A 24099-nucleotide genomic window follows, 5' to 3' on the forward strand; every position below is an offset into this window, starting at 1 on the left:
GAGCATGGCAAGCGACAGCATCTACTGGAACGAAAGCGCTGCCCCGGCCCATTTATCCGCCGGCAAGGCGCTGCCGGAGCGAATCGACGTCGCCATTGTCGGCGCCGGCTATACCGGGCTCGCCACCGCCATCCATCTGGCACGGGCGGGACGGTCCGTCGCCGTGTTCGACGCCGCCGAGATCGGCCATGGCTGCTCGTCCCGCAATGGCGGCATGGTCGGCCCCAGCTTCCACAAACTCGGCGTGGCCGGCCTTACCTCACAGTTTGGCGAAGAGAAAGCCAACGCCATCATGCAGGAGGGCATGAACGCGCTGGATTATTTCGAGCGCTTCGTCGCGGAGGAAAAGCTCGACTGCGACCTGCGGATGACGGGCCGTTTCCGGGGTGCCCGCAGCATTGCCGACTACGATGCGACGGCGCGGGAATGCGACCGGCTGCACAAGGCCGTCGGCCTGCCGTTCGAGATGATCGTGGAGCAGAACCAGCGCGCCGAGATCGGCACGGACTTTTTCAACGGCGGTGTGGTCTATCACCGCGACGGCGGTATCCATCCGCGCAAGCTGGCCAATGCCCTGGCGGCAAAGGCCGTCGAAGCCGGTGCCACATTGTTTCCGTCGACGCCCGTCAGGGGCCTGCGCCGCAACGGAACCGAGACGGAGCTGTTCTGCGGCGACCGCACCGTCACGGCGCGCGACGTCGTCGTCGCAACCAACGGCTATGCCGACAGCCGCACCGATGCCATGCATCAGCGGGTGGTGCAGATCAGGACCGGTGCCATCGCCACCGAGGAAATTCCGGCGGAGCTGATGGCGGAGCTGACGCCGAAAGGCCGCATGTTCGGCGAGTCAGCCCGCATCTTCATGTGGTTCCGGCCCACTCCGGACGGAAAACGCTTCATCTTCGGCGGCCGCATGGGGGAGCCGGGCTGCAGCCCGGAGGAACGCGCCGCGGCCATCCGGACCGCGGCCCTCAGGATCTTCCCGCAGCTGGACTCCATCGGCGTCGCCCATGTCTGGCACGGAGACGTCGCCTATACACCGGATCATTCCCCGCATCTCGGCTTCGAAGACGGTGTCTGGCTTGCCGGCGGCTATTGCGGATCGGGTGTCACCCGCAGCCTCTATTTCGCCATGAAGCTGTCCCGCCGGATCCTCGGCGAGACGGGAGCGGAGACCGCCTTCGACGACCTGCCCTTCAAGACAGTGCCCTTCAAGCCGTTCTCCCGTAAGCTGGCGGACCTGCTGTCCCGCTGGTGGGCCTGGCAGGACGAACGGGACCTGACAAAACGCGCCTGAGCGACATTCTCGCCGTGATCGTGACGGCGTGGCACAACGCTCTGCGCTTTCCGGCCAATGACCTGCCGCCCCGCCCCATGGTAATTCTTCTCCCATCTCATTCGGCGGAACTCTCCGTCGTGCGCAATCACGTGCATGAAGACCGGCAAGGCTGGAGCAGCCGCACGGTCTCGGCATCTTCTGGGAGGAAGAAAACAAATGAATGTCGGTTTTATCGGACTTGGCCGCATGGGACGCCCGATGGCTTCCAACCTTTGCCGCAAGGGCTTCCGGCTCGTCGTCAACGACATCAATCCGGATGCTGTGAAGGAGCTGGAACTGCTGCAGGCATCAAGCGCGGCAACAGTCGCCGAAGTCGCCAGCAAGTCCGAGGTGATCGTGACCATGCTGCCCGACTCGCCCGTTGTCCGTGAGGTTGTCGCCGGACCGGACGGGATCATCGCGAATGCTCCGAAGGGCGCCCTGATCCTCGACATGAGCACGGTCGATCCGGAGACCACGGACGAACTCGCGGCAGCCGCCAAGGCGCAGGGCCTGAGCTTCGTCGACGCCCCGGTCGGCCGTCTTGCCCAGCATGCGGACCGGGGAGAGTCCCTCTTCATGGTCGGCGCCGAGCCGGAGGATTTCGAGCGGGTGAAGCCGATGCTCGAAGCCATGGGGACCACGGTCTACCATTGCGGCGGTGTCGGCACCGGAACCCGTACGAAGCTCGTGAACAACTTCCTCGCCGTCGCCTCCTGCCAGTTCAATGCCGAGGCACTGGCCCTGTCGCAGGGCTTCGGGCTCGATCTGGAGCGGACGCTGGACGTGATCTACGGCACGACGGCGGTGAACGGCCAGCTCAAGGTGAACTGGCCGGACAAGGTGCTGAAGGGCGATACCGCGCCGGGCTTCACCATCGATCTCGCCCACAAGGACCTGTCGCTGATCATCCAGGCCGCGAACGCCGCGAAAGTGCCGATGCCGATGGCCGCCGCCGCACGGGAAATGTTCACAGCCGCCCGCGCCCGCGGGTTCGGCAAGCAGGATTTCTCCGCCATGGCGGACGCGCATTGCGATCTTGCGAATATCGAGAAGCCGCGCCTGAAAAAATAGACATCAGGACAGCCGCCGGATCGCTCCGGCGGCTGTCCTGATTGACCTTCAAGCCTTCGGATCAGCCCGCCGGCACCGCATAGCGGCCAAGCCGGCGCTGCAGCCTTCGCATCAGGAAGAAACCCGCCTGCAGGGTTAGCCCGAAACAGAGGATACCGATGGCGAAGAGAACCATCTTGTCCGCAAGCGATGTCATCGGGGCGGCGGCACGCAGGATCACCGAAATCCCCTCGGTCACACCGATGGCGGCGCCGGTGCTGGAAGACATCACAAGCACGAAGAAGGCCCGGGTGATGTTCGGCAGGAATAGCAAAGCCCCCAGCATCGAGCCCCGGCGCAGCTGCATCACAGCCTCGATGCCGTTATCCGCGACATAAGATGCTGAATACGGCACCAGCGAGAGGGCAACCGCCATCAGCGGCGACGGCGCCAGTCCGATGCTCAACTCCCCCAGCGTGATCGCGGTACCGCGCGGGATCGCGTTCAGCAGGAAGAACATGACGACGAAGGTCGGGGCAGCCCGCATCACCCCGACGAGCATGGCGACAATCGCCTTGAGAACGCCGCCGGACAGGCTGAGGAAACTGAGCAACCCGCCGAGGGCCAGGCCAAGAACCAACGCAATGAAGGCGATCTCGAAATTCACCACCATGCCGCCGAGCAGCTGCGGCAGGAACTGGGAAAGATCCGGGAATTGAGGCATCACGCGTGCCTCCTTTCGAGAACCACGCGCAACCGGCCGCAGAGCCAGACCACGATCATGACGACGAGGACATAGAACACGAGCAGGATCGTATAGGTCGTTGCCCGCCCGCTGGCGAAGGAGGTGATGTCGGTCAACGCGCTCAGCAGCTCCGGCGCACCGATGAAAGCGGCGACAGGCGTGCCCTTCGCCGCATTGATCAGAAAGGAGACGATCTGGGTCGCCGACCGGCTCACCGCACGGCCGAACAGCTGGGTTTCGGGCACATCCTTGCCTGCGTTTTCGGCATGCAGCGTGTGCATCGCCTCGGCGATGGCCTGCCCCGCGTTGCTGCCGTTCATCAGGCCAAGCGCCACGATGGCGGCACCGATCGCCACCACGGAGGAATAGGTAAAGACCTCCTGCGCCACCGCCGCTGCGATCACCACCGTCAGAACCACCGGTGAGGATTGCAGGATTACGGTCAGGGAATGGAAGACCCAGTACAGAAAACGGCTGCGCCCGCTCTGCAGGGCCCCGAGCAACAGGGCGAAGACCAGTGTTGCCACCAGCGCCCCGACCACCAGATACAGCGAGTTGAAGATCCCGCTCTGGAACAGGGTCCAGGCCGGCATGGTCTTGAACATCGGCAGGGACAAGGCGATGCCGGTCCTATCGGAAAACCACTGCTCGAAAGCCACGATCCTGCCAGCGAACGGCGTCGGCTCGAGCCCGGCATCAAGCGGCGGCAGGATGCAGGCCGGGTTGGTGCTGCCATCGGCCGTGTTGCATTCCGGCCGGTTCCAGACCTCCTGCTGCTGCACGAGAAATCCGGTCGCGATCTTGTTGTGGCGCCCGATTTCAAGGAAGCGTCCGTCGCGATGGAACATCTGGCTCATCAGGTCGAGGGCCCGGGCAAGCCGTTCGCTTCCGGTGCGGGAAACCCCGATCCCCCACGGCACCTGGGCAAAACCGAATTTCGGCTCAAACCGGCGGTCGAAATCCTCGTCGGTAAAATAGGAGGCAAAAAAGCTGTTGTCCTGAGCCGCCAGCTGACAGGTCTCGTCCACCAGCCGGGCCGGCAGCGCAGTTGCATCCTCGAACAGCATCAGGCGGGCATGGTGCGAAATCATCTGTGCGTTCGACCCATTGCCGATCGACACGCAGATACTGCGGCCGGCCACGTCCTTCCAGCCCGACACCGGGAGTTCCTTCGGCCCGACGATGACCGTTTCCGACTGGTAATAGTGTGGCCGGACGAACCTGGCCTGGCTGTCGCGCTGGGTATTGTGCCCCATGGTTGCCAGCACGATGTCGATCTTGTCCTCGTCGAGCAGGGCGATGCGGGTGGATGCCTTTACCCTCACGAATTCGACGCCAAGAGTCAGAAACGCCGCAATTGCACGCGCGCCGTCGACATCGTAGCCAAAACGCTCCGTCCCCGTCCTGGTACCGAACAGCGGGTATTTCTCCCGAATACCGGCCCTGATCGTCCCGGTGCAGAAAATCCGCACCAGACGATCAATGTCTCCCCGGGCGCACATGCCGGGCGCCGCGGCCTCGACCCGCGCCTCGGCAAGCAGCCGGGCCAGCGCCGCATCCGGTGTCTCTGCCGACGCCTGCCCCGTTATCCCGAGAGCGAGCAGCAGGATCAGCACTATCCGCGCGACGCTAGCAGGCACGGGTCCCTCGCGCGTCAGCAGTAACCTCGACAACATGCATATCCGCGAAAGCATAGGGGCCATATCGGTGAATGGATGTTCCCTCTTCCGCGGCCAGAACGGCAGGCGACATCAGGCCCAGTTTTTCCGGCCCGATCGGCACGAATACAGACTTTGTGACGTGAAGCGAAAGTCCGAAACCGGCGAGAATCGTCCGCGACGCTTCCAGGCCGACAAAACCGTTATGGGTCAGGATCGCGCGACCGCCATCTTCCAGATGCCCGTGCAAACCTCTCAGAAAGGGATCAAGCAGCCGCCGCCCGTTCGGCCCGCCGGCGCTCCAGGTCGTGTGGCGTCCGGGAACCTCATGATCTTCCATGGCGAAATGCGGTAAATTGGCGGCGATCAGATCGAAACGCCGGCCTTTGACCGGCTGCCACATGTCGCCCTTGTGGATCTGGCAGCGCGCTTCATGCCCGAGGTCACGCAGCAGCAGGGATCCCGCCAGGACTGCGTCGTCCTCGACATCGATCCCGCAGAGCGAGGCCGCCCCGAGGCCCGCCAGAACGGCCAGGACCACACCGCTGCCCGACCCCATTTCCAGAACATTGGCGCCACGGACACGCTCCGGCTCAAGATGCAGGGCATGAACCAGGGCCGCCGTATATTCACTCGGACGCAAAGCCGACGGGGCCAGGAGGGACTCTCCGCAATCAGTCATCGATCAATCCGGCTCGTGAGACGCTGTCTCGGTTTCCGGTTCCGCGGCCGCGAGCCGGCGCGCCATCACGGTCGCGACCGAATCATCCGGGTAATCGGCAAGGATCGCCCGGTACCGCGCGAGCGCCCCCGGCAGATCCTCCGCCACGAGCAGGTCATAAGCCTCCCGGGTCATTCGGCAAAGCCGTAGGGTTTTCTCGTCGGGCTCGAACTCGGGCGCCAGATCATAGGCGCCGAGCAGCTCATAGATCGGAATCTTGGTGCGCCGGCCCTTCACCGCGACCTCGTCGATCGGCCTGACACACAGACGGTCGCCCGCTTCCTTGAAGACGGTGTGGCTGATACAGATCCGCGTCCCGTAATCCTTGTTGATGCCTTCGAGACGGGCGGCAATATTCACCCCGTCTCCCATGACCGTGTAGTTCATCCGGTCGGTTGAACCGATATTGCCGACCAGGACGGCATCACTGTGAATACCGACGCGGATGTTCAACGGTGGCAGCTGCTGCGCCCGCCAGCCTGCGTTCAGAACATCCATGTCGTGTTTGATCCGGAGGGCGGCAAAGCAGGAATGCATTGCATGGTCGTCCAGCACCGCCGGTGCCCCCCAGAAAGCCATCACTCCGTCACCGATGAATTTGTCGACCGTGCCACGCTCGAGCTTGATAGCCTTGGTCACGGTCTCGAGATAGATCGACACCCGTTCCAGCAACTGCTTTGACGGCTGGGATTCCGAAAGCGTCGAGAAGCCCTCGATGTCGGAGAAGAATATCGTGAGAAACCGGTTGTGGCCGCCGAGCTCCATCTTCTGGTCGGTTTCCAGGAGCTGACGCACGAGACCGATCGGCACGAAGGAAGCGAAGGATTTCACCGTCGTATCGAGCGTATCGATGGCCCGTCCGAGCAGCGCCACCTCGCGGATCGGTGTCTGCAGGGACAGAGGACTTGCCACGTCCAGATCCTTGATCTTCATCACCTTGACCGCAAGTCTCTCGAGCGGCGCCGAGATCACGCCCGACAGGACATAGATAATGATGATCTGCGCCACTATGGCGATCAGGCCGAAAATGAAAAGTTGCCTGTTCTGTTCTTCCAGAGCACCGGTGAAGTCAGAGAGTGGCGTGACGACAAACAGTTGCCACGCCTTGCCGAAGGACGCCGGCAGGGTGGTCAGACTGGCAACATATTCCCTGCCTTCATGTTCGAATGAATACATCCCCTCGCGATCCCGCGGCCGGACGCCGAAGGCGATCGACGCCAGGGTGTTGTCCAGAGACGCGATGTGCTGGAGTTCCGGGCGGCCCGCCCGGCTGCCATAGGTTTTCTGCTGCTGCGAATTGGCAATCACACCGCCCTGGTGATCCAGGATGAAGGAGAGCGTCCCGGGGCTGATAACGCTTTCGGCCAGATAGTCGGACAGCCCGTCCAGGGTGATGTCCGCCGCCGCGACGCCGCGGACCGTGCCGTCACGTCCGTAAAACGGTGCTCCGACCGTGAAGCCGACCAGGTCCAGCACGGCGAAGACATCGACATCGCTTACAGAAAGCTCTCCGGACGCGAGGGCGGTTTCATACCAGAGCCGGCCGCGTGGATCGTAAGACGTTTCCGCTTCCGAGCGGCCGAGTTCACGACGCTCCGGATCGAGAAATTTGTAATGATCGACCGGAACGATCCCTGGTTCCCGCTCGATCCAGCGATCCGCGTAGCGCGTGCCCGCAGGCGGCAGATTGCCCTGAACCTGGACATCCGGATCGATCTGCCGGGCTTGCCGGAAGGTTCCGTTCTCCAGACCGATATAAGCGCTGATGATGACGTCGCTATGTTCCAGAATGCTGGACAGATAGGGAATCGACCGGTTGGAACTGTAGAAATCCGGTTCAACCGTGCCCAAGGCTGCCGCGCTCCGCACCAGTGATTTGATCGGCTCGAACAACTGCTCGATATTGTCGATCGCCTCGTTGTTGAACCTGACCAGCAGCCTCTCGGCATAGGAATGTGCCGCCTCCTGGTTGGAGACATAGTTCACCGCAACAATGGTCAGGAACACCGGCAAGGTCAGAACGACAAAGAGCGTCAGAATGACCGGACGCAAACGCAGATTCTTCGTCGAGAGACTCGTCATTATTCTCACACGGCGCCGAAATGCTGCGCCCTTACGCATGATTGCCGGGTGGTCTTCAGCACGGTCGACTATTCATGAATGGTTTACGAGCGTCAACGCACCTGCGGAAATCGGGCGCCAGCGACGGGATCACACCGGCGGCATGCCGGATCAACAAGACTGCGTCGTTCAGCAACTATGTTCGCCGGTCCGGAATCGCTCGCACGAACGGCTGCGTCTTGGGCTCCATGAACATCAAGGCGATTTCTGTATGCAGAAATTGGAAATGTGAGAAATTACCAATTGAATTTATTGAGTAAAAATTTCCTTTTTTGCCGTCCTGTATACAGGACGCATCAGCAGATATAATATCTGCTGCGAAATGCCACCGGGCGAGGAACAGGCCGCGATGACGAACGAGACTCTGGAGCGGACGCCCAGCCAGTCGGAGCGCGCGCTATCCGGGATCCGGGAATTGCTGTTTTCCGGTGTCTTCACCCCCGGCGCCCGGTTGAGTGAACCGGCGATTGCCGAGCGATTGCAGCTCTCCCGCACTCCGGTCCGCGCCGCCCTTGCCCGGCTGGAGCAGGAAGGGGCGGTGGATGCCATCCCGTCCGGCGGTTTCTCGGTCCGCAAATTCGCAACGGACGACATCCTCGACACGATTGAGCTGCGTGGCGTCCTCGAAGGTACGGCGGCACGCCTCGCCGCCGAACGGGGGATCGCGCCGGCCCACTCCATGGCTTTCCGGAAATTGCTGTCGAAGATCGATATGTTGCTCAAGGAAACGGGCGCAAAGCTTGATCACGACACCTATACCGCCTGCAATGCCGCCTTCCATGACCTCGTGAAGGAGAGCTGCGGCAGTTCGGTGATCGCCCGCGAAATCGACCGGCTGACAGCCTTGCCTTTCGCCAGTCCGAACGCCCTTCTCATGGTGCAGCGGGACCTGCCGGAATTTCACGGCTCTCTGGTTCTTGCCCAATCGCAGCACCGGGCGATCGTGGAGGCCATCGAGTTGCGCGAAGGCAGCCGGGCCGAAGCCCTCGCCCGCGAGCATGCCCGCCTCGCCCGGCGTAATCTCGACGTCGCCATGAACGACGACAGGATCAAGGCCCGCTTTCCCGCCCTCACCCTGGTGACGGCCTGAGCAAAGAAAACCAGAAACCACAAATTCGGGAAGAGACGAAGACATGAGTGAACGCTTTGACAAGGGCATGAAGATCCGCCGTTCGGTGCTGGGCGATGCCCATGTGGACCGGGCCGAAGCAGCGAAGACGGCGTTCGACGAGCCGTTCCAGAGCTTCATCACCGAAGGGGCCTGGGGCACGGTCTGGGCCAGCGACAAGCTGACCAAGCGCGAACGCTCGATGATCACCCTCGCCCTGCTGGCCGCGCTCGGCCAGTGGGACGAAGTTGCCATGCATGTCCGCGCCTCGGCCAATACCGGCGCCAGCCCGGAAGATCTCCGGGAAGCCATGATGCATGTCGCCGTCTATGCCGGTGTTCCGGCGGCGAACCACGCGCTGAAAATAATCAAGAAGACTTATGGAGAGATGGGAGTGGAGATATGAGCCTGACCAATCAGAGGCCGGCCGGCGGGTTCTTCGCCCGGGACCGGGGATGGCAGCCCCCGGGGCTGACACCGCAATACAAGACCTCGGTCGCGCGCGCGCCGAGCAGGGCGCTGCTGTCCATGCCGCAGACCCTCAGCGAAGTGACAGGGCCCGTGTTCGGCCGGAACATCATCGGCCCCTTGGACAACGACCTGATCCTGAATTTCGCAAAGCCGGGCGAGAGCGCCATCGGTCCGCGCATCATCGTCTATGGCCGCGTGCTCGACGAGAGCGGGCGTGGCGTCCCGAATGTGATGGTGGAGTTCTGGCAGGCAAATGCCGGCGGCCGATACCGGCATGCCAAGGAAGGCTATATCGCGCCGCTGGATCCGAATTTCGGCGGTTGCGGACGCACCATCACCGGCGAGGACGGCTCTTACGAGTTCCGCACCGTCCAGCCCGGCCCCTACCCCTGGCCAAACGGGGGCAATGACTGGCGTCCGGCGCATATTCACTTCTCGCTGTTCGGACAGGGTTTCGCCCAGCGGCTGATCACGCAGATGTATTTCGAGGGCGACCCGATGATCTGGAAATGCCCGATTGTCGATACGGTGCCGCACCGCGAGGGCATCGAAAGCCTGATCGCCCTGCTCGATATGGAAAACACGGTGCCGATGGATGCCCGTGCCTACAGGTTCGACATGGTGTTGCGCGGCAAGCGCGCGACCCTGTTCGAGAACAAGCTGGAGGGGAACTGATGCAGTCGCTCAACCGTCTGAAGGAAAGCCCAAGCCAGACCGCAGGGCCGTATGTCCATATCGGCTGCGTACCGAACTTCTGCGGAATCGAGGGCGTCTATAACGAAGATCTCGGCAGCGCCATGGTGAACGCGCAGACCCGGGGTGAGCGGATCACCGTCACCGGCATCGTCTATGACGGCACCGGCACACCGCTGAAGGACGCCATGGTCGAGATCTGGCAGGCCGATGCGGACGGGCTTTATCCCAGCCCGGAAGAGCATCGCGGCACGGCCGATCCGAACTTCACCGGCTGGGGCCGCAAGGCGGGTGACTATGCAACCGGCGAGTGGGTCTTCGAGACCGTGAAGCCCGGCGCCGTTCCCTTCCCGGACGGCCGCATGATGGCGCCGCATATCAGTGTCTGGATCGTCGCACGTGGCATCAATATCGGTCTGCTGACCCGGCTGTATTTCGAGGATGAGGCGGAGGCCAACGCGAAAGACCCCATCCTGACCAGGCTCGAGCACCAGAACCGGGTGCCCACCCTGATCGCCAAAAAGACCGGAGATGGCGCCTACAGGTTCGACATCTATCTGCAGGGCAAAAACGAGACCGTGTTCTTCGACATGTAGCCGGCAACACACCAAGACATGAAGGGGACGGGCTCTGTCTGCCCGTCCCCTTCATGTCGCAAACCGGATCATTCCGGTCAATAATCCATCGAAGACTGTCATTTCAGCGTCAGACTGAAAGCGGATAAATCTCCGGGAGAAACAATGCCAGGCTCGCGCGAAACCATGACCGCAGGCGGCGCCATCTTCACGCGGCTGAAGGCGCTCGGTATCGATTACGTGTTCTGCAATTCCGGTACCGACTTCCCGCCCATCATCGAAGGCCTCGCCGAAGCGAAGGCAAAGGACATCGCCCTGCCGCAGGCGCTGACGATCCCGCACGAGCATGCGGCCATGAGCATGGCGCACGGCTATTACCAGCTCTCCGGCAAATGCCCCGCCGTCATGCTGCACACCAATGTCGGCCTGTCGAACGGCGTGACCGGCGCCATCAACGCGGCCTGCGCCCATGTGCCGATGCTGCTGATGTCCGGCCGCACACCGATCACCGAGCACAGCCGGTTCGGCGCCCGCACCGTTCCCATCGGCTGGGGACAGGAAATGCGGGACCAGGCCGGCATGGTCAGGGAATGCTGCAAGTGGGACTTCGAGTTACGCTACCCGGAGCAGATCACCGAGCTGATGGACCGGGCCTACGCCATCTCGAACTCGACCCCGAAAGGCCCCGCCTATCTCTCCCTGCCCCGGGAGGTCCTGTGCGAGACGATATCCTCCGATGGCCTGACCGCCGACGGCGCGCTGGCGCCCGCCCGGATCATGCCCGAAGCCTCAAGCCTGCAGGCGGCCGCAATGGCTCTGGCCAACGCGGAGAGGCCGCTGATCATTGCGCAACGCGGCGCCGGGGATGCATCAAGCTTTGCGCGTTTCCAGCAGATGGTGTCCGACTGGGCCATCCCGGTCTGTTCCTACTGGGCCGTCGAGCTGGCACTGCCAACCGATCACGACTGCCATGTCGGCGCCAATCCATCACCCTGGATCGAGGACGCGGATGTCATCCTGATCCTGGACAGTCTCGCTCCCTGGCAGCCGGACATCCACAAGCCGCGCAGCGATGCCACCATCATCAATCTCGGCCCGGACCCGCTCTTCTCACGGTTCCCGGTGCGCACTTTCAGATCTGCCATAACCCTTGCCGGTGAGAACGCGGACACCATCCCGGCGCTCGCCGCCGCGCTCGACGCGCAACCGAAAAACCAGGCCCGAATCCGCGACCGCCGGGAGCTGGTCGCGACGGCATCCGCGGCCACGCGGACGGATATGGCGCGGATTGCGGAAGCCGGAAACAGCGGGCCGATGAGCAAGCAATGGGTCAGCCACTGCCTCGGCAAGGCGCTCGAGGGGCACATATCTACCGTCTATTCCGAGCTCGGTACCATGCTCGGCTTCCTCAGCCGCCGCGAGGTGAACTCCTTCTTTCAGGAACCCCATTCGGGCGGTCTCGGCTGGGGACTGCCCGCGGCCCTCGGGGCGCAGCTCGCCGATCCGGACCGGCTTGTGGTCGCCACCATGGGCGACGGCTCCTACATGTTCTCGAATCCGACGGTCTGCCATCAGATCGCCGAAGCACTGGAATTGCCGGTTATCACGCTGATTCTCAACAACCACGAATGGGGTGCGGTCCGGCAATCGGTCGTCGGCCTCTATCCGGACGGCTATGCCGCGAAATCGAACGAGGTCCCTCTGACGGCACTGACCCCGAGTCCGGATTTCCGGCAGACGGCCGGCGCCAGCAACGCCCATGTCGAAAGGGTCGAGAGAGGAAGCGATCTGCCTGCCGCTCTCGAGCGCGCCATTGCCGTCGCCACCAGGGAGCACCGGCAGGTTCTGCTCGATATCCAGGTCGCCGTTGGCTGAGCCGTTCGACGCGTTTTCTGCATCGGTCTTCTGGCAAGGCCAACTCTTGCCAGCCCTGCACAGGTCTTCTCGCGCGCGTCGGGGTTGTTAGAAACCCCTCTCGCCGTGTAGCCTTCGGTCATACGCACATCGGAAGAAAACGCTCCCGGCCAATGTGGTGGCGGATCAGGTGTGTGAAATGGGGAACGACGCTGGGAAAATCCTTATGACAGATATCCAATATGTAGCGCCATCGACACTGGATGATGCGATCGGCGCTTATGCTGCGGCAAGCGGAGCGGCCCGAATCCTGGCTGGCGGCACGGATCTGCTGGTGCAAATGCGCGCCGGCATGGTCAAGCCCGGCCTCATTGTCGACATCAAGAAGGTCGCCGAGTTGAACGCCATCGAGGAAACCGCCGATGGTGGCTTCCGAGTCGGCGCTGCCGTGTCCGGTGCGGTTCTTGCCGAACATCCGAAGTTCGGCAAGGTCTGGCCGGGTGTGCTTGAGGGGCTGAATCTGATCGGCTCCACCCAGGTGCAGGGCCGTGCTTCGGCCGGCGGCAATCTCTGCAACGGCTCGCCGGCTGCCGACGGGGTGCCCGGCCTGATTGCCGCGGAGGCGATCGCCACCATCCAGGGTCCGAACGGCCGCCGGGAGATTCCGGTTGAGCAGGTTCCTGCTGGTCCCGGCAAGACCACGCTGGCACCCGGAGAGATCCTGGTCAGCTTCACCCTGCCGCCCCGCCCCGCCCATTCCAGCGACGCCTATCTGCGGATGATCCCGCGCACGGAAATGGATATTGCCGTGGTCGGATGCGGCGTCAGCCTGACCATGGATGGTGATACCTGCACCGCAGCCCGGGTCGGGCTCGGCGCGGTCGCCCCGACCGTCCTGCTGGTCGAGGATGCCGCGAAGGCGCTGATCGGCTCCAAACTTGACGCCGCCGCGCTGGATGCGGCGGCCGCTGCCTGCAGCGCTGTCTGCCGTCCGATCGACGACAAGCGCGGCACCATCGTCTATCGCACCAAGGTCGCCGGCGTGCTGCTGAAACGCACCACCGCCATCGCCGCCGAACGCGCCAAGGGAGGCTGAGCACATGGCCAAGACGCACGTCACCACCACAATCAACGGCGAGCCGACGGAATTTCTCTGCGCGCCTTACGAAACCATGCTGGATGTTCTCCGGGACAATCTCGGCATGACCGGCTCCAAGGAAGGCTGCGGCTCCGGCGACTGCGGCGCCTGCAGCATCACCCTGGACGACCGGCTGGTCTGCTCCTGCCTGATGCTGGCCGTGGAAGCGGAAGGTCACGAGATCCGCACCATCGAGGGCATGTCCGAGGGCGAGAAACTGCACCCTCTGCAGCAGAAATTCCTCGAAATGGCCGCGCTGCAATGCGGCATCTGCACACCGGGTGTGCTGGTCGCGGCCGATGCCCTGCTGAAGCAGAACCCGAATCCGAGCGAAACCGAAGTGCGCTACTGGCTCGCCGGCAACCTCTGCCGTTGCACCGGCTATGACAAAATCGTTCGCGCGGTCCTGGAAACAGCGGCCGACATGCGCGGTGCCGCCGAGTAACCGCGACGTCACTTTCCGAACCGATCACATCGCCCCCACCGCCTATTTGCATTGCGGTGGGGGCGATGTCGTTTTGCGACGCAGCAATGTCGTTCCTGTGACTCAGCATGCCCCCGTCTCTGTGATCTGATTCGACTGTCCGGGATGTCAGCCTGGCGTCTTCCTCGGGAAGCGCCCGGAGCGCCGTTCCGGCCGCATACCAACAGGCGGATCGCAGATGGACGGTCACGGTGAATGAGCGGAAATTCAACAACCGGCTCGGCGCACCCCGCGATCATCTTTCCTGCCCCATCGGGCAAGATCCGCATCGCGAGGATGAGAGATGAGCGCGCGCAACTACATGCTGGCCTTGCTGAACCAGCGCCGGAGCGGCTACAGCCTGACCCAGCCGTTCTACCGGGATCCGGATATCTTCCGTCTCGACATGGAGACCATCTGGTATCGCGATTGGCTGTTCGCGATCCCGGCCTGCGAGCTGGCAAAGCCCGGCAGTTATGTCACCCACAAGGTTGGCGACTACCGCGTCATCATCGTGCGCGGCGCGGACAATGTGATCCGGGCCTTCCACAATACCTGCCGGCATCGCGGCTCTGTCATCTGCAAGGCCGCCAAGGGCAATGTACCAAAGCTGGTCTGCCCCTATCACCAATGGACCTACGAGCTCGACGGCACGCTGCTCTGGGCCCGCGACATGGGGCCGGATTTCGATGCGTCGCAGCACGGCCTGAAACCGGTGCATTGCCGCGAACTTGCCGGCCTCATCTATATTTGCCTGGCGGATGACGCCCCCGATTTCGATGCCTTCGCGACTCTGGTGCGGCCGTATCTCGAGCCGCACGACCTGGGCAATGCCAAGGTCGCTCACGAGAGCAGCATCGTGGAGAGCGGAAACTGGAAACTGGTCTGGGAAAACAACCGCGAGTGCTATCACTGCAGCGGCAACCATCCGAGCCTGTGCCGCACCTTTCCGGAAGACCCGTCTCTCTTCGGCGCCGACGGTAACTCGCTGCAGTTGCAGGCACATGTCGAGCGCATGGAGGCGCAGGGAATTCCATCCAGCTTCCAGATGTCGGCAGACACGCAATACAGAGTGACCCGCATGCCGCTGATCGAGGGCGCGGAAAGCTACACGATGAACGGCAAGGTCGCCGTCGACAAGTTCCTCGGCCGGATCGCCGACAAATCGGCCGGAACCTTGCTGAAATTTCACTATCCGACGACCTGGAACCATTTCCTCGCCGACCATTCCATCGTTTTCCGGGTCACCCCGATCGGACCGATGGAAACCGAAGTCACCACCAAATGGCTGGTGCACAAGGACGCCACCGAGGGCAAGGATTACGACCTGCAGCGCCTGACCGAGGTCTGGACCGCCACCAACGACGAGGACCGCCGGGTGGTGGAGGATAATCAGCTCGGCATCAATTCGCCGGCCTACGAACCCGGCCCCTATTCCCAGACACAGGAAGGCGGCGTGATCGGTTTCGTCGACTGGTACTGCAACACGCTGGGCAGACGCCTGCGCCCGACCTCGCTCGCCGCGGAGTAAGACATGGCTGCCTCACCGGTTCTCATGGGCGCTGGGATTTGGAACGACAGCGAGCCACTGGAATGTGTCTCCGTGCTGCCGGAAGCCCCGAACACCGCGACCTTTACCTTTCGTGCCCCCTCCGGCGCCCTGTTCGACTTTCAGCCGGGCCAATTCATGACACTGGAGATCCCGATCCCCGGCGGCCCGCTGCACCGGACCTACACGATCTCGTCCTCTCCGTCCCGGCCGCGCTCCCTGTCGATCACGGCAAAGGCCCAGGACAGCAGCATCGGCACCCGCTGGATGCTGGACAATCTGGCACCAGGCACCCGGATCAAGGCGATCGGCCCGGCCGGACTGTTTTCCATGTCCCAGCACCCGGCCGAGAAATATCTCTTTATCTCCGCCGGGTCGGGCATCACCCCGATGATGTCCATGGCGACCTACATGTTCGATCTCGGCACCGGTTCGGATCTGGTGCTGATCAATTGCGCCAGGCGTCCGTCGGAGATCATCTTCCGGGAACGGCTTGAACATATGGCAAGCCGGGATCCGGGCATCGATCTGAAATTCGTCGTCAAAGAGCCGGACAGGTACCGCCCCTGGACCGGTTACCAGGGCATGTTCAACCAGCTCATGCTCGGCCTGATGACTCCGGATTATCTCGAGCGCGAGGTTTTCTGCTGCGGTCCCGAATCCTTCATGCAGTCGGTACGCGACGCCCTCGCCGGCTTCGGCTTCGACATGGACCATTACCACCAGGAAAGCTTCCAGGCCCCGGTCGCCAAGGAAGAGGACATGCCGGAACTGGACGATACGGTTCCCGAGGAAGGCGCCAGGGCGGAGATCCTCTTCGCCACGTCCGGCGTCACCGGGCAGTGCGCCGAGACCGACACGGTGCTCGCCGCCGCCAAGGCTTCGGGGCTGAACATCCCGTCCGGCTGCACCTTCGGCGTCTGCGGCACCTGCAAGATCAGGAAACTCTCCGGCGAGGTACACATGGTGCACAATGGCGGCATCTCGGAAGACGATATCGAGGCCGGCTACATCCTCGCCTGCTGCTCGAACCCGATCGGCCGGATCGAGGTGGCCGTGTAACCCTGCCAGGGGTAACGCGCCGTCCTCCGGACGGTTTTCCAGTAATTGCGCAAATCGGCACATTCCCTTCGCGCTCCCGACCTTGTTCAGGAGCGTGAAGACCGTGTAGGCTTTCCCGAGCGAAGAATGAGTTGTGGCGGATCGCCTGCCGGCTAGCGGCCGGGCGGTCGCCAAAGCCGGTATGAACGGGGCAGCAGAAAGCCCCGGACCGCAGGGAGAGCCAGCATGAACGAGATTTCCAACAAGTGGATCGGCACGAGCACGATCCGTCCGGACGGCGCCGACAAGGTGACCGGCAAGGCTGCCTATGCGGCGGACACCAACATGCCGGGCATGATCTGGGGCAAGGTGCTGCGCAGCCCGCACCCCCATGCCGTGATCCGCTCCATCGATACCTCCAAGGCCGAGGCGCTGCCCGGCGTGAAGGCCGTCGTCACGTCCAAGGACATCGTCGATTTCTCTGTCCATACGCCAGTGCCGCTCGGCATTCAGGACATGCGCTGGATGTGCCGCAACGTCATGGCGCGGGAGAAAGCCCTGTTCCACGGGCATCCGGTCGCGGCCGTCGCCGCAACCTCCGGCGAGATCGCACAACAGGCCTGCGAGCTGATCGAGGTCGATTACGACGTGCTGCCCTGGGCCATCGAGATCGATGACGCCATCGCAGACGACGCCCCGATCCTGCATGACTTCATCGAATTCGACGGCAAGCCGTCGAACATCGCCGGCACGCTTGAGCATACGCTGGGCGATATCGAAGCCGGTTTCGAGGAAGCCGACGTGATCGTCGAGCGGAGCTTCGACACACGGCCGGTGCACCAGGGCTACATCGAGCCCCATGCCTGTCTCGTCAATGTCAGCGCCGATAACAAAACCACGATCTGGAGCTCCAGCCAGGGCCAGTTCATGGTCCGGGCCATGACCGCGTTCCTGACCGGCATCCCTCAGAGCGACATCCGGGCAATCCCGGCCGAGATCGGCGGCGGTTTCGGCGGCAAGACCATCATCTATCTGGAACCCGTCGCAGCCATGCTGTCGAAGAAATCCGGCCGTCCGGTGAAGATGGTGATGAGCCGCGAGGAGGTCATGCGGGCGTCAGGGCCGACTTCGGGCGCCAAGAGCATGGTCAAGATCGGCGCCAGGAAAGACGGCACCATCGTGGCCGGGCAGGCCGTCCACTACCTGCAGGCCGGTGCCTTCCCGGGCTCGCCGATTCGCGGTGCCTGCGGCTGCTGCTTCGCGCCGTACGATATCCCGAACGTGCATTCCTTCGGCTATGACGTGGTTTCCAACCGGTCCAAGGTTGCCGCCTATCGCGCCCCGGGCGCGCCTATCGGTGCCTATGCGGTCGAGAGCGTAATTGACGAGGTTGCCGAGAAACTCGGCATGGACCCGCTGGAGCTGCGTCTGAAGAACGCCGCCAAACAGGGAACCAAGGCCGCGCACGGCCCGGTCTACCCGGTCATGGGCTATGCCGAAACGGTGAAAGCCGCGCTTGCGCATGAGCATTACAAGGCACCCCTCGGCAAGTTCCAGGGCCGTGGCGTTGCCAGCGGTTACTGGTTCAATGCCGGCGGCGAATCCAGTGCCCAGGTGAACATCACCGAGGACGGCAATGTCGTGGTCACCACGGGTCATCCGGATATCGGCGGCTCCCGTGCCTCCATCGCCAACATCACCGCCGAGTTGCTCGGCATCGACTATCGCCGGGTCTCGGTTCTGATCGGCGACACGGCGACCATCGGCTACAGTAACCTGACCGGCGGCAGCCGCGTGCTGTTTGCCTCGGCCATGGTGGTCACACAGTCGACGGAAGAGGTGATCGAAAGGCTCCGGGGTCTTGCCGCGAAGATCTGGGGCATCCCGGCCGACGCGGTGACCTGGTCGGATGGCGCCGCCCGCCCGGCCGGCGACAATGCCGGCAAATTCGAGCCCCTGACGCTCAAGGATCTGGCGGCCCGGTCGAACGAGACCGGCGGGCCGATCGGTGCCGGCAAGCAGCTCAACACCGCCGGTGCCGAAGGCGGCTTCGCCACGCATATCTGCGACGTCGAGGTCGATACCGATCTCGGGATCGTCCGCGTGATCCGCTACACCTCGTTCCAGGATGTCGGGAAAGCGATCCATCCGGACTATGTCGAGGGCCAGATGCAGGGCGGTGCCGCTCAGGGCATCGGCTGGGCGCTGAATGAAGAGTACATCTACAACAAGGACGGCAAGGTCGATAATCCGGGCTTCCTCGACTATCGGATGCCGGTCTGCTCCGACCTGCCGATGCTGGACAATGTGATCATCGAGATCCCGAATCCGAAACACCCGCAGGGTGTCCGCGGGGTCGGCGAGGTCCCGCTGGTGCCGCCGCTGGCAGCCATCAGGAACGCGGTCTACAACGCCCTCGGCATCCGCTTCTACAGCCTGCCGATGTCCCCGCCGAAGGTGCTGGAAAAGCTGGACGCGACGAAACTGGCGGCGGAATAGAAGCACCGCTTTCACGCATGAAAGAAGCCCCGCGCCATTCGGCGCGGGGCTTCTTCTTTGTCCGGCTACCTCGTCTACGACTTTTGCTGCGCGTCCCGCACCAGTGCCGCCAGCCGGTAGAAGCCGTGCACCATCTTCGAATAGGGCGCCAGCAGGAAGAAGGTCAGCACCGCGCCGAGATGCAATGGCAGCAGGTTGGAGACAGCCGCCGTGCCGGTCGCGGCATAGAGGGCGAGACCGCTGCCGCCGGTGAAGCTCAGCAGCAGCACGAAGGCCATCTCGCCGCCCCAGAGCGCCGGCGCGCCAAGATCCTTCTCCCCGCGCGTCTTCAGGACCGCCATGCCGAGGCCGCCGAGGGTGAGCAGCAACCCGCCCGGGATGCCGAGCAGCTTGGGCAGGGAGAACAGGCCGTAAGGCGCCGGCATATCGAGCAGATAGTGCATCAGCGTGGCCGAGCCGGTCGAGGCGAAGCAGAGCAGGAAGCCGTACATCACCGCCTGGTGGTGCCAGCGCCGGACATTGGTGAAACGGTCGCCCTTCTCGAAATTGCAGCCTTCCGCCGCACCACCGGAAAGGTTCTTCAGCTTCGCTGCATCGGCGAAGGCCTCCTTTAGATGCGCAAGACTGACAGGTTTTCCGCCGACCGCCTTCCAGTAGGCGCGCAAGCCGATGACAATCGCCAGCAGCGGCAGCAGGAAAGCCGGTGTGAAGATCGACACCATGATGGTGTGGGACATGACCGCGTAAAAACCTTCCCCGCCGGCGGGTCGCAGAGCCTGCGCCGCCCAGAACAGTGCCGCCAGCCCGGCGACGAGCGCCAGAGCGATAGCGACACCGCTGCGCTGGAACGGGCCGGCAAGGAAGCCCGGCCAGGCAAACCGGTCCCAGCTTTCGGCGCGGGCCTCGGCCAGCACTTTCGGCAGGTTGATGGCGAATTCATGCGGCTCGGTATACTGGCAGGCGTAATAGCAGCCCCGGCAATTGTGGCAGAGATTGGCGAGCTGGGTGATGTCCCCATCTGCAAAGGCCCGCTGCCGGGTGATCGCCGGAAAGACCGAGCAATAGCCCTCGCAATAGCGGCAGGCATTGCAGATTTCGATCTGACGGCGCGCTTCGTCGGTCAAGGTGTCTGGTACCGGAGTATCTGAGGCCGGAGTCTGTGTCGCGTGATCAAGCGGCATTGCTGTTCACTCCCCGGATTGCGCCCTTGGCGGCTTCCTGCCCGGCAATCCGGCCGAACACAGTGCCGATGGTCATGCCGAAACCGGCGAGATAGCCCTCGCCCAGGATACTTCCGGCCATGATTTCCCCCGCAGCCCAGACATTTTCAAGTTTCTGTCCTTCCATGGTCACCCGCGCGGTCTCGTCCACCTTCAGCCCGAGATAGGTGAAGGTGACACCGGGGCGCAGGGAATAGCCGTAGAAAGGTGGCTCCGTGATCGGCCGGGCCCAGTTGGTCTTCTGCGGCTCGACACCTTCGGTCGCCAGACCGTCGAGCTCGGTAGGATGGAAAGTCCCCTCCCGGCAGGCCGCGTTGAAGGCATCCACCGTCTCCCGCAGCTTGGCGGCGGGCAGGCCCATCTGTTCCGCCAGCCCTTCCAGCGTGTCCGACTGCACCGCCGGAAAGACCGACGGCATGAACAGCGTGCTGCTCTTGGCATCGATGATCGAATAGGCCACCTGATCGGGCTGCGCCGCGACGAGCCGGCCCCAGATGGCATAGCGCTTCGGCCAGACATCCTCGCCCTCGTCATAGAAACGCTCGCCGTGCTTGTTCACGACGACGGAGAACGGCACACAATCCAGCCGCGTGACGATGCCGCCATCGAATTTCGGCGCCCGTCCGTCGATGGCAACGGCATGGCACTGGGTCGGGTCGCCAACGGAATCCGCGCCCTGATCCAGCATGTCCTTCAGAACGACGCCCCGGTTATAGGGCGTGCCCCGGATCAGGAAGTTCCGGGCCGCCGGGCCCCAGGCCCTCGCCAGCCAATCGATATCGCCCTGGAAGCCGCCGGAGGCGAGCACGATGGTGCGGCCTTCCACCCGGCAGGGCGCGGCGCCCGCGATCTCCACCTCGACCGCCTGGAACCGTCCCCCCTCGATTTCGACATGCGTCACCTGGGCCTCATAGACCACTTCGACACTGAGATCGGCCGCCGTATTGTAATAGGCATTCACCAGAGCCTTGCCGCCGCCGAGAAAGAACGCGTTGGTTCTCCCCAGCGACAGGGTGCCGGAGAGCGATGGCTGAAACCGGACGCCATGGGCTTCCATCCAGGGCAGGCAGGTCTCCGACGTGCGGATCGCCAGCCGGGCCAGTCCCTCGTCCGTATTGCCCTTGGTCACGCGCAGCAGATCGTCGAAATACTCATCCTCGGCGTACGTATCGGTCAGGACCGACAGCGGCCCCTGATGCATGCAGCGGAAATTCCGTGTGTGGCGCGAATTGCCGCCGCGATAGGTTTTCGGCGCGCCTTCGAGGATGATCACACGGCAGCCGGCTTCGGCCGCTTCGATGGCCGCGCACAGGGCCGCATTTCCGCCGCCGACAACAACGACATCCCACACTTTATCGGTAATTTCAGACAGGGCTTCTCTCCTTCGGCGGGCCGTTCGGCCAAGCATCAGGCGATGCCGGTCAGCAGCCTTCTTGGAAGGATTGTATACAATGTTTTTTCGTACAGTCAATCGGCCCGAGCGCGCATCGTCAGCACGCCCGGTCTACCGCTCATGCATGGCCGGTGCAGGCGCTCCGGAAACCGGACCCGTTCCCCTGGTCTCAGCGCTTCGCCGCGTAATAGGAGACCCGCCGCTCGAGATAGGAAAGGCATTCCGAAATCGTGAAGGCGAGGGCGAAGAGGACGATCAGGACGGCCCAGAAATGCGCCATCAGGAAGTTGTTCGCATAGAGCTCGAACAGCGCCCCAAAGCCGACGATGGAGATCAACAGCTGGCCGATGATCACGCCCTTGACCGCCCGGATCACACCGATCCGCACGCCGCCGAGGATTTCCGGTAGGGCGGCCCAGAAATAGATCTTGAAAAACGCCTCCAGCGGCGATGCCCCGAAAGAGCGGGCCATTTCCACCAGGGACCGGTTGATCTGCAACACGCCGGCGCGGGAATTCAGAATGATGATCCAGATCGCGAACAGCGTGGTGGTGATGATGATTGCCTTCATGCCGAAGCCGAAAAGGACCATCAGCACCGGCACCAATGCCGTCAACGGCGCGCTCAGGAACATGTTCACCCAGGGCAGCAGCAGTTCATCGAGCAGACGGCTCTTGCCCATCAGGATACCGGTCGGAATCCCGATGACGACGGCAAAGAAGACACCGGCCACGAAGGCATAGGCCGTCTCCGACAGGGCCTTCAGAAATGCCGGGGTCCCGATGACGGAAACCAGAGTGGTTACCACCTCGGAAAGCGGCGGCACGAAGAAGGTCACGTCGAGCCTGCCGACGATCTCCCAGAGCAATCCCCAGAGGACCAGAGACGACATGCCGGGAAGCGTATAGCCGAAAAGTTTCATCTCAGCCCCTATTCCACATAACTGCGCAGGGAAGCCCAGATCCGGTCGACGATATCGAGATATTCCGGATCGCGCCGAATGCTGTCGGCTCCCTTGCCTCGGATTCCCGACGGCCGGATGATTTCCGAGACCCGGCTTGGACGGGGCAGCAGGATCGCGATCTGATCGGAAACATAGACCGCCTCCTCAATCGAGTGGGTCACGAAGATGAAGGTCTTGTTCTCGTTCGCCACCAGGTTGAGCAGATCTTCCTGGAACTTCCGCCTCGTCTGCTCGTCGACAGCCGAGAACGGCTCGTCCATCAACAGGACCTCGGCATCAACGGAGAGCGCCCGTGCCAGGCCGACCCGCTGGCGCATGCCGCCGGAAAGTTCATGCGGATAGCTGTTCTCGAAACCGGCGAGACCGACATCCCGAATATAGCGTTCGGCGATCCCTTCCCGTTCCGACTTGGCAACCCCTCTGAGTTCGAGACCGAAGGCGACATTCCGGATCACGCTGGCCCAGGGCAGAAGGGCGAAGTCCTGGAAGACAAAGGCCCGGTCCGGTCCGGGTCCGTCAACCTGCTCGCCATTGACCAGGATCTCGCCGGATGACGGCTCCAGGAGCCCCGCGATGATCTTCAGCAGGGTTGTCTTGCCGCAGCCGGACGGGCCGAGCAGCGATGTCAGCTGACCGCGCGGAAAGTCGAGAGACAGGTCCCGCAGCGCTTCGACATCTCCGTAATTCTTCGAGACATTGCGCGCCGCAACCGCATTCTCCGGCGCCGGCTTTGAAGGGCTGTCGCTAATCTGAGGCATAGCCACGGTCGTTTCCTTTAAAGAGTATGTTTTCAAGCCGTTCAACCAGGTTCAGGAACAGCACGGCGAACAGGATGATCGAGAAGATGGCCGCATACATGCTGGGATAATCGGCAATCGAGCGGCTGTAGGTGATGATGTCGCCGACCCCGGTCGGCGTGATCTTCAGCTCCGCCAGGATGGCGCCGATGAAACCCGCCGAAATACCGAGACGCAGGCCCGAAAAGATGACCGGCGAGGCTGCCGGGATGATCACCTTCAGAAGGATCTGGTCTTCACGGGCAAGAAAGGAGCGCCCCATTTCCTGCAGGGAGGACGGCGTGTTGCGCACCGCGCCCCCTGTATTCAGCACGATCACGGGCATTGCCATGATGCAGACCACGAATACCTTCGAGGTCAGGCCAACGCCGTAGGCCATCACGAGCAAGGGAATTAGCGCCGCCAGGGGCGCCGCCTGCATGACGATAAAGATCGGCGAGAAGAGCCAGTCGAAGCGCGCGCTCAGCCCGACCCAAAGCCCGATACCGATACCGAACACGGCGGAAATCGAAATTCCGACCGCTAGCGGCTGAAGCGTCTCCACATAGGCACGGAACATGGTGCCGTCGATCGTCAGGGCAACCAGCGCCGACATGGTATCGAGGAATGTCGGGAAGGAATAGCTGACCGGGATTCGGCCGGCGATCTCCCAGGCGCCGAAGACAAGCACGGCGGACAGCAGTTTCAGAAACAGTGAGCGATAGCCGGTCATCGACCG

The 24099-nt window shown here is 63.0% G+C and carries 21 protein-coding genes; 12 read left to right on the forward strand and 9 right to left on the reverse strand.

Annotated features, from left to right (window positions below; all coding sequences use genetic code 11):
- Positions 1 to 4 precede the first annotated feature (4 nt).
- Both RH950_RS19060 and RH950_RS19065 read left to right on the forward strand, forming a co-directional pair.
- Positions 5 to 1297: an NAD(P)/FAD-dependent oxidoreductase gene (locus RH950_RS19060; protein WP_350059333.1), complete on the forward strand. Its 1293-nt coding sequence runs from the start codon at positions 5 to 7 to the stop codon at positions 1295 to 1297.
- A gap of 135 nt (positions 1298 to 1432) precedes the next feature.
- A complete protein-coding gene (locus RH950_RS19065) occupies positions 1433 to 2392 on the forward strand; it encodes an NAD(P)-dependent oxidoreductase (protein ID WP_350059334.1) in 960 nt (319 codons plus the stop codon).
- Between the two features lie 61 nt (positions 2393 to 2453).
- Here the strand turns inward: RH950_RS19065 and RH950_RS19070 are convergent, their stop codons facing one another.
- The 4 genes from RH950_RS19070 to RH950_RS19085 are packed head-to-tail and all read right to left on the reverse strand — an operon-like array spanning position 2454 to position 7577.
- Positions 2454 to 3095, reverse strand: coding sequence for a hypothetical protein (locus RH950_RS19070; protein WP_350059335.1), 642 nt, complete (start codon positions 3093 to 3095; stop codon positions 2454 to 2456).
- Entirely contained in the window at positions 3095 to 4756 is a 1662-nt protein-coding gene (locus RH950_RS19075) for a transporter substrate-binding domain-containing protein (protein WP_350059336.1), read from the reverse strand. Before RH950_RS19075 ends, RH950_RS19070 begins: the two co-directional genes overlap by 1 nt.
- A complete protein-coding gene (locus tag RH950_RS19080; RefSeq protein ID WP_350059337.1) occupies positions 4746 to 5456 on the reverse strand; it encodes a methyltransferase domain-containing protein in 711 nt (236 codons plus the stop codon). The genes RH950_RS19075 and RH950_RS19080 overlap by 11 nt, the downstream gene beginning before the upstream one ends.
- A gap of 3 nt (positions 5457 to 5459) precedes the next feature.
- Positions 5460 to 7577 (reverse strand): adenylate/guanylate cyclase domain-containing protein, encoded by a 2118-nt coding sequence (locus tag RH950_RS19085; RefSeq protein ID WP_350059338.1) that lies wholly within the window; start codon positions 7575 to 7577, stop codon positions 5460 to 5462.
- Positions 7578 to 7965: 388 nt separating this feature from the next.
- On the opposite strand from RH950_RS19085, the gene RH950_RS19090 reads away from it, so the two are divergent.
- The 10 genes from RH950_RS19090 to RH950_RS19135 all read left to right on the forward strand — a co-directional run bounded on the left by RH950_RS19090 (position 7966) and on the right by RH950_RS19135 (position 19007).
- Positions 7966 to 8706: a GntR family transcriptional regulator gene (locus RH950_RS19090; RefSeq protein WP_350059339.1), complete on the forward strand. Its 741-nt coding sequence runs from the start codon at positions 7966 to 7968 to the stop codon at positions 8704 to 8706.
- 43 nt (positions 8707 to 8749) lie between these two features.
- A complete protein-coding gene (gene pcaC, locus RH950_RS19095; protein WP_350059340.1) occupies positions 8750 to 9130 on the forward strand; it encodes a 4-carboxymuconolactone decarboxylase in 381 nt (126 codons plus the stop codon).
- Positions 9127 to 9870, forward strand: coding sequence for a protocatechuate 3,4-dioxygenase subunit beta (gene pcaH, locus RH950_RS19100; protein ID WP_350059341.1), 744 nt, complete (start codon positions 9127 to 9129; stop codon positions 9868 to 9870). The genes pcaC and pcaH overlap by 4 nt, the downstream gene beginning before the upstream one ends.
- A complete protein-coding gene (gene pcaG / locus RH950_RS19105; RefSeq protein ID WP_350059342.1) occupies positions 9870 to 10484 on the forward strand; it encodes a protocatechuate 3,4-dioxygenase subunit alpha in 615 nt (204 codons plus the stop codon). Before pcaH ends, pcaG begins: the two co-directional genes overlap by 1 nt.
- A 144-nt stretch (positions 10485 to 10628) precedes the next feature.
- Positions 10629 to 12338 carry a thiamine pyrophosphate-requiring protein gene (locus tag RH950_RS19110; protein ID WP_350059343.1) on the forward strand — a complete coding sequence of 570 codons (1710 nt, stop codon included), beginning with the start codon at positions 10629 to 10631 and terminating at the stop codon, positions 12336 to 12338.
- Between the two features lie 205 nt (positions 12339 to 12543).
- A complete protein-coding gene (locus tag RH950_RS19115; RefSeq protein WP_350059344.1) occupies positions 12544 to 13413 on the forward strand; it encodes an FAD binding domain-containing protein in 870 nt (289 codons plus the stop codon).
- A 4-nt stretch (positions 13414 to 13417) separates the two neighbouring features.
- Positions 13418 to 13900, forward strand: coding sequence for a (2Fe-2S)-binding protein (locus RH950_RS19120; RefSeq protein WP_350059345.1), 483 nt, complete (start codon positions 13418 to 13420; stop codon positions 13898 to 13900).
- Positions 13901 to 14222: 322 nt separating this feature from the next.
- Positions 14223 to 15449, forward strand: coding sequence for an aromatic ring-hydroxylating oxygenase subunit alpha (locus RH950_RS19125; RefSeq protein ID WP_350059346.1), 1227 nt, complete (start codon positions 14223 to 14225; stop codon positions 15447 to 15449).
- Positions 15450 to 15452: 3 nt separating this feature from the next.
- Positions 15453 to 16529, forward strand: a complete 1077-nt coding sequence (locus tag RH950_RS19130; RefSeq protein ID WP_350059347.1) for an FAD-binding oxidoreductase — start codon at positions 15453 to 15455, stop codon at positions 16527 to 16529.
- Between the two features lie 225 nt (positions 16530 to 16754).
- Positions 16755 to 19007 carry a xanthine dehydrogenase family protein molybdopterin-binding subunit gene (locus RH950_RS19135; RefSeq protein WP_350059348.1) on the forward strand — a complete coding sequence of 751 codons (2253 nt, stop codon included), beginning with the start codon at positions 16755 to 16757 and terminating at the stop codon, positions 19005 to 19007.
- Between the two features lie 74 nt (positions 19008 to 19081).
- Here RH950_RS19135 and tcuB read toward each other — a convergent pair whose 3' ends face one another.
- From tcuB to RH950_RS19160, 5 genes are all read right to left on the reverse strand, one after another.
- Entirely contained in the window at positions 19082 to 20188 is a 1107-nt protein-coding gene (tcuB, locus tag RH950_RS19140; RefSeq protein WP_350059349.1) for a tricarballylate utilization 4Fe-4S protein TcuB, read from the reverse strand.
- The gene (gene tcuA / locus RH950_RS19145) at positions 20178 to 21578 is read right to left on the reverse strand and encodes an FAD-dependent tricarballylate dehydrogenase TcuA (protein WP_350059350.1); all 1401 of its coding nucleotides are present in this window, start codon (positions 21576 to 21578) and stop codon (positions 20178 to 20180) included. Before tcuA ends, tcuB begins: the two co-directional genes overlap by 11 nt.
- A gap of 211 nt (positions 21579 to 21789) precedes the next feature.
- Complete coding sequence (locus tag RH950_RS19150; protein ID WP_350059351.1) at positions 21790 to 22542, reverse strand: ABC transporter permease; 753 nt, start codon at positions 22540 to 22542, stop codon at positions 21790 to 21792.
- Positions 22543 to 22550: 8 nt separating this feature from the next.
- A complete protein-coding gene (locus RH950_RS19155) occupies positions 22551 to 23342 on the reverse strand; it encodes an ABC transporter ATP-binding protein (RefSeq protein WP_350059710.1) in 792 nt (263 codons plus the stop codon).
- Complete coding sequence (locus RH950_RS19160) at positions 23329 to 24093, reverse strand: ABC transporter permease (RefSeq protein WP_350059352.1); 765 nt, start codon at positions 24091 to 24093, stop codon at positions 23329 to 23331. Before RH950_RS19160 ends, RH950_RS19155 begins: the two co-directional genes overlap by 14 nt.
- Positions 24094 to 24099 lie beyond the last annotated feature (6 nt).

The sequence above is a fragment of the Nisaea sp. genome, from assembly GCF_040217065.1.
In the GTDB taxonomy this organism is placed as follows: domain Bacteria; phylum Pseudomonadota; class Alphaproteobacteria; order Thalassobaculales; family Thalassobaculaceae; genus Nisaea.

Excerpts from the sequence above, each read along its gene's own strand:
- RH950_RS19120 (WP_350059345.1), top strand. The coding sequence starts at position 13,418 with ATGGCCAAGACGCACGTCACCACCACAATCAACGGCGAGCCGACGGAA.
- RH950_RS19110 (WP_350059343.1), top strand. The coding sequence starts at position 10,629 with ATGCCAGGCTCGCGCGAAACCATGACCGCAGGCGGCGCCATCTTCACG.
- RH950_RS19160 (WP_350059352.1), bottom strand. The coding sequence starts at position 24,093 with ATGACCGGCTATCGCTCACTGTTTCTGAAACTGCTGTCCGCCGTGCTT.
- RH950_RS19070 (WP_350059335.1), bottom strand. The coding sequence starts at position 3,095 with ATGCCTCAATTCCCGGATCTTTCCCAGTTCCTGCCGCAGCTGCTCGGC.
- RH950_RS19130 (WP_350059347.1), top strand. The coding sequence starts at position 15,453 with ATGGCTGCCTCACCGGTTCTCATGGGCGCTGGGATTTGGAACGACAGC.
- RH950_RS19135 (WP_350059348.1), top strand. The coding sequence starts at position 16,755 with ATGAACGAGATTTCCAACAAGTGGATCGGCACGAGCACGATCCGTCCG.
- tcuB (WP_350059349.1), bottom strand. The coding sequence starts at position 20,188 with ATGCCGCTTGATCACGCGACACAGACTCCGGCCTCAGATACTCCGGTA.
- RH950_RS19060 (WP_350059333.1), top strand. The coding sequence starts at position 5 with ATGGCAAGCGACAGCATCTACTGGAACGAAAGCGCTGCCCCGGCCCAT.
- RH950_RS19065 (WP_350059334.1), top strand. The coding sequence starts at position 1,433 with ATGAAGACCGGCAAGGCTGGAGCAGCCGCACGGTCTCGGCATCTTCTG.
- RH950_RS19155 (WP_350059710.1), bottom strand. The coding sequence starts at position 23,342 with ATGCCTCAGATTAGCGACAGCCCTTCAAAGCCGGCGCCGGAGAATGCG.
- RH950_RS19085 (WP_350059338.1), bottom strand. The coding sequence starts at position 7,577 with ATGACGAGTCTCTCGACGAAGAATCTGCGTTTGCGTCCGGTCATTCTG.
- pcaG (WP_350059342.1), top strand. The coding sequence starts at position 9,870 with ATGCAGTCGCTCAACCGTCTGAAGGAAAGCCCAAGCCAGACCGCAGGG.
- pcaC (WP_350059340.1), top strand. The coding sequence starts at position 8,750 with ATGAGTGAACGCTTTGACAAGGGCATGAAGATCCGCCGTTCGGTGCTG.
- RH950_RS19115 (WP_350059344.1), top strand. The coding sequence starts at position 12,544 with ATGACAGATATCCAATATGTAGCGCCATCGACACTGGATGATGCGATC.
- pcaH (WP_350059341.1), top strand. The coding sequence starts at position 9,127 with ATGAGCCTGACCAATCAGAGGCCGGCCGGCGGGTTCTTCGCCCGGGAC.
- RH950_RS19125 (WP_350059346.1), top strand. The coding sequence starts at position 14,223 with ATGAGCGCGCGCAACTACATGCTGGCCTTGCTGAACCAGCGCCGGAGC.
- RH950_RS19080 (WP_350059337.1), bottom strand. The coding sequence starts at position 5,456 with ATGACTGATTGCGGAGAGTCCCTCCTGGCCCCGTCGGCTTTGCGTCCG.
- RH950_RS19090 (WP_350059339.1), top strand. The coding sequence starts at position 7,966 with ATGACGAACGAGACTCTGGAGCGGACGCCCAGCCAGTCGGAGCGCGCG.
- RH950_RS19150 (WP_350059351.1), bottom strand. The coding sequence starts at position 22,542 with ATGAAACTTTTCGGCTATACGCTTCCCGGCATGTCGTCTCTGGTCCTC.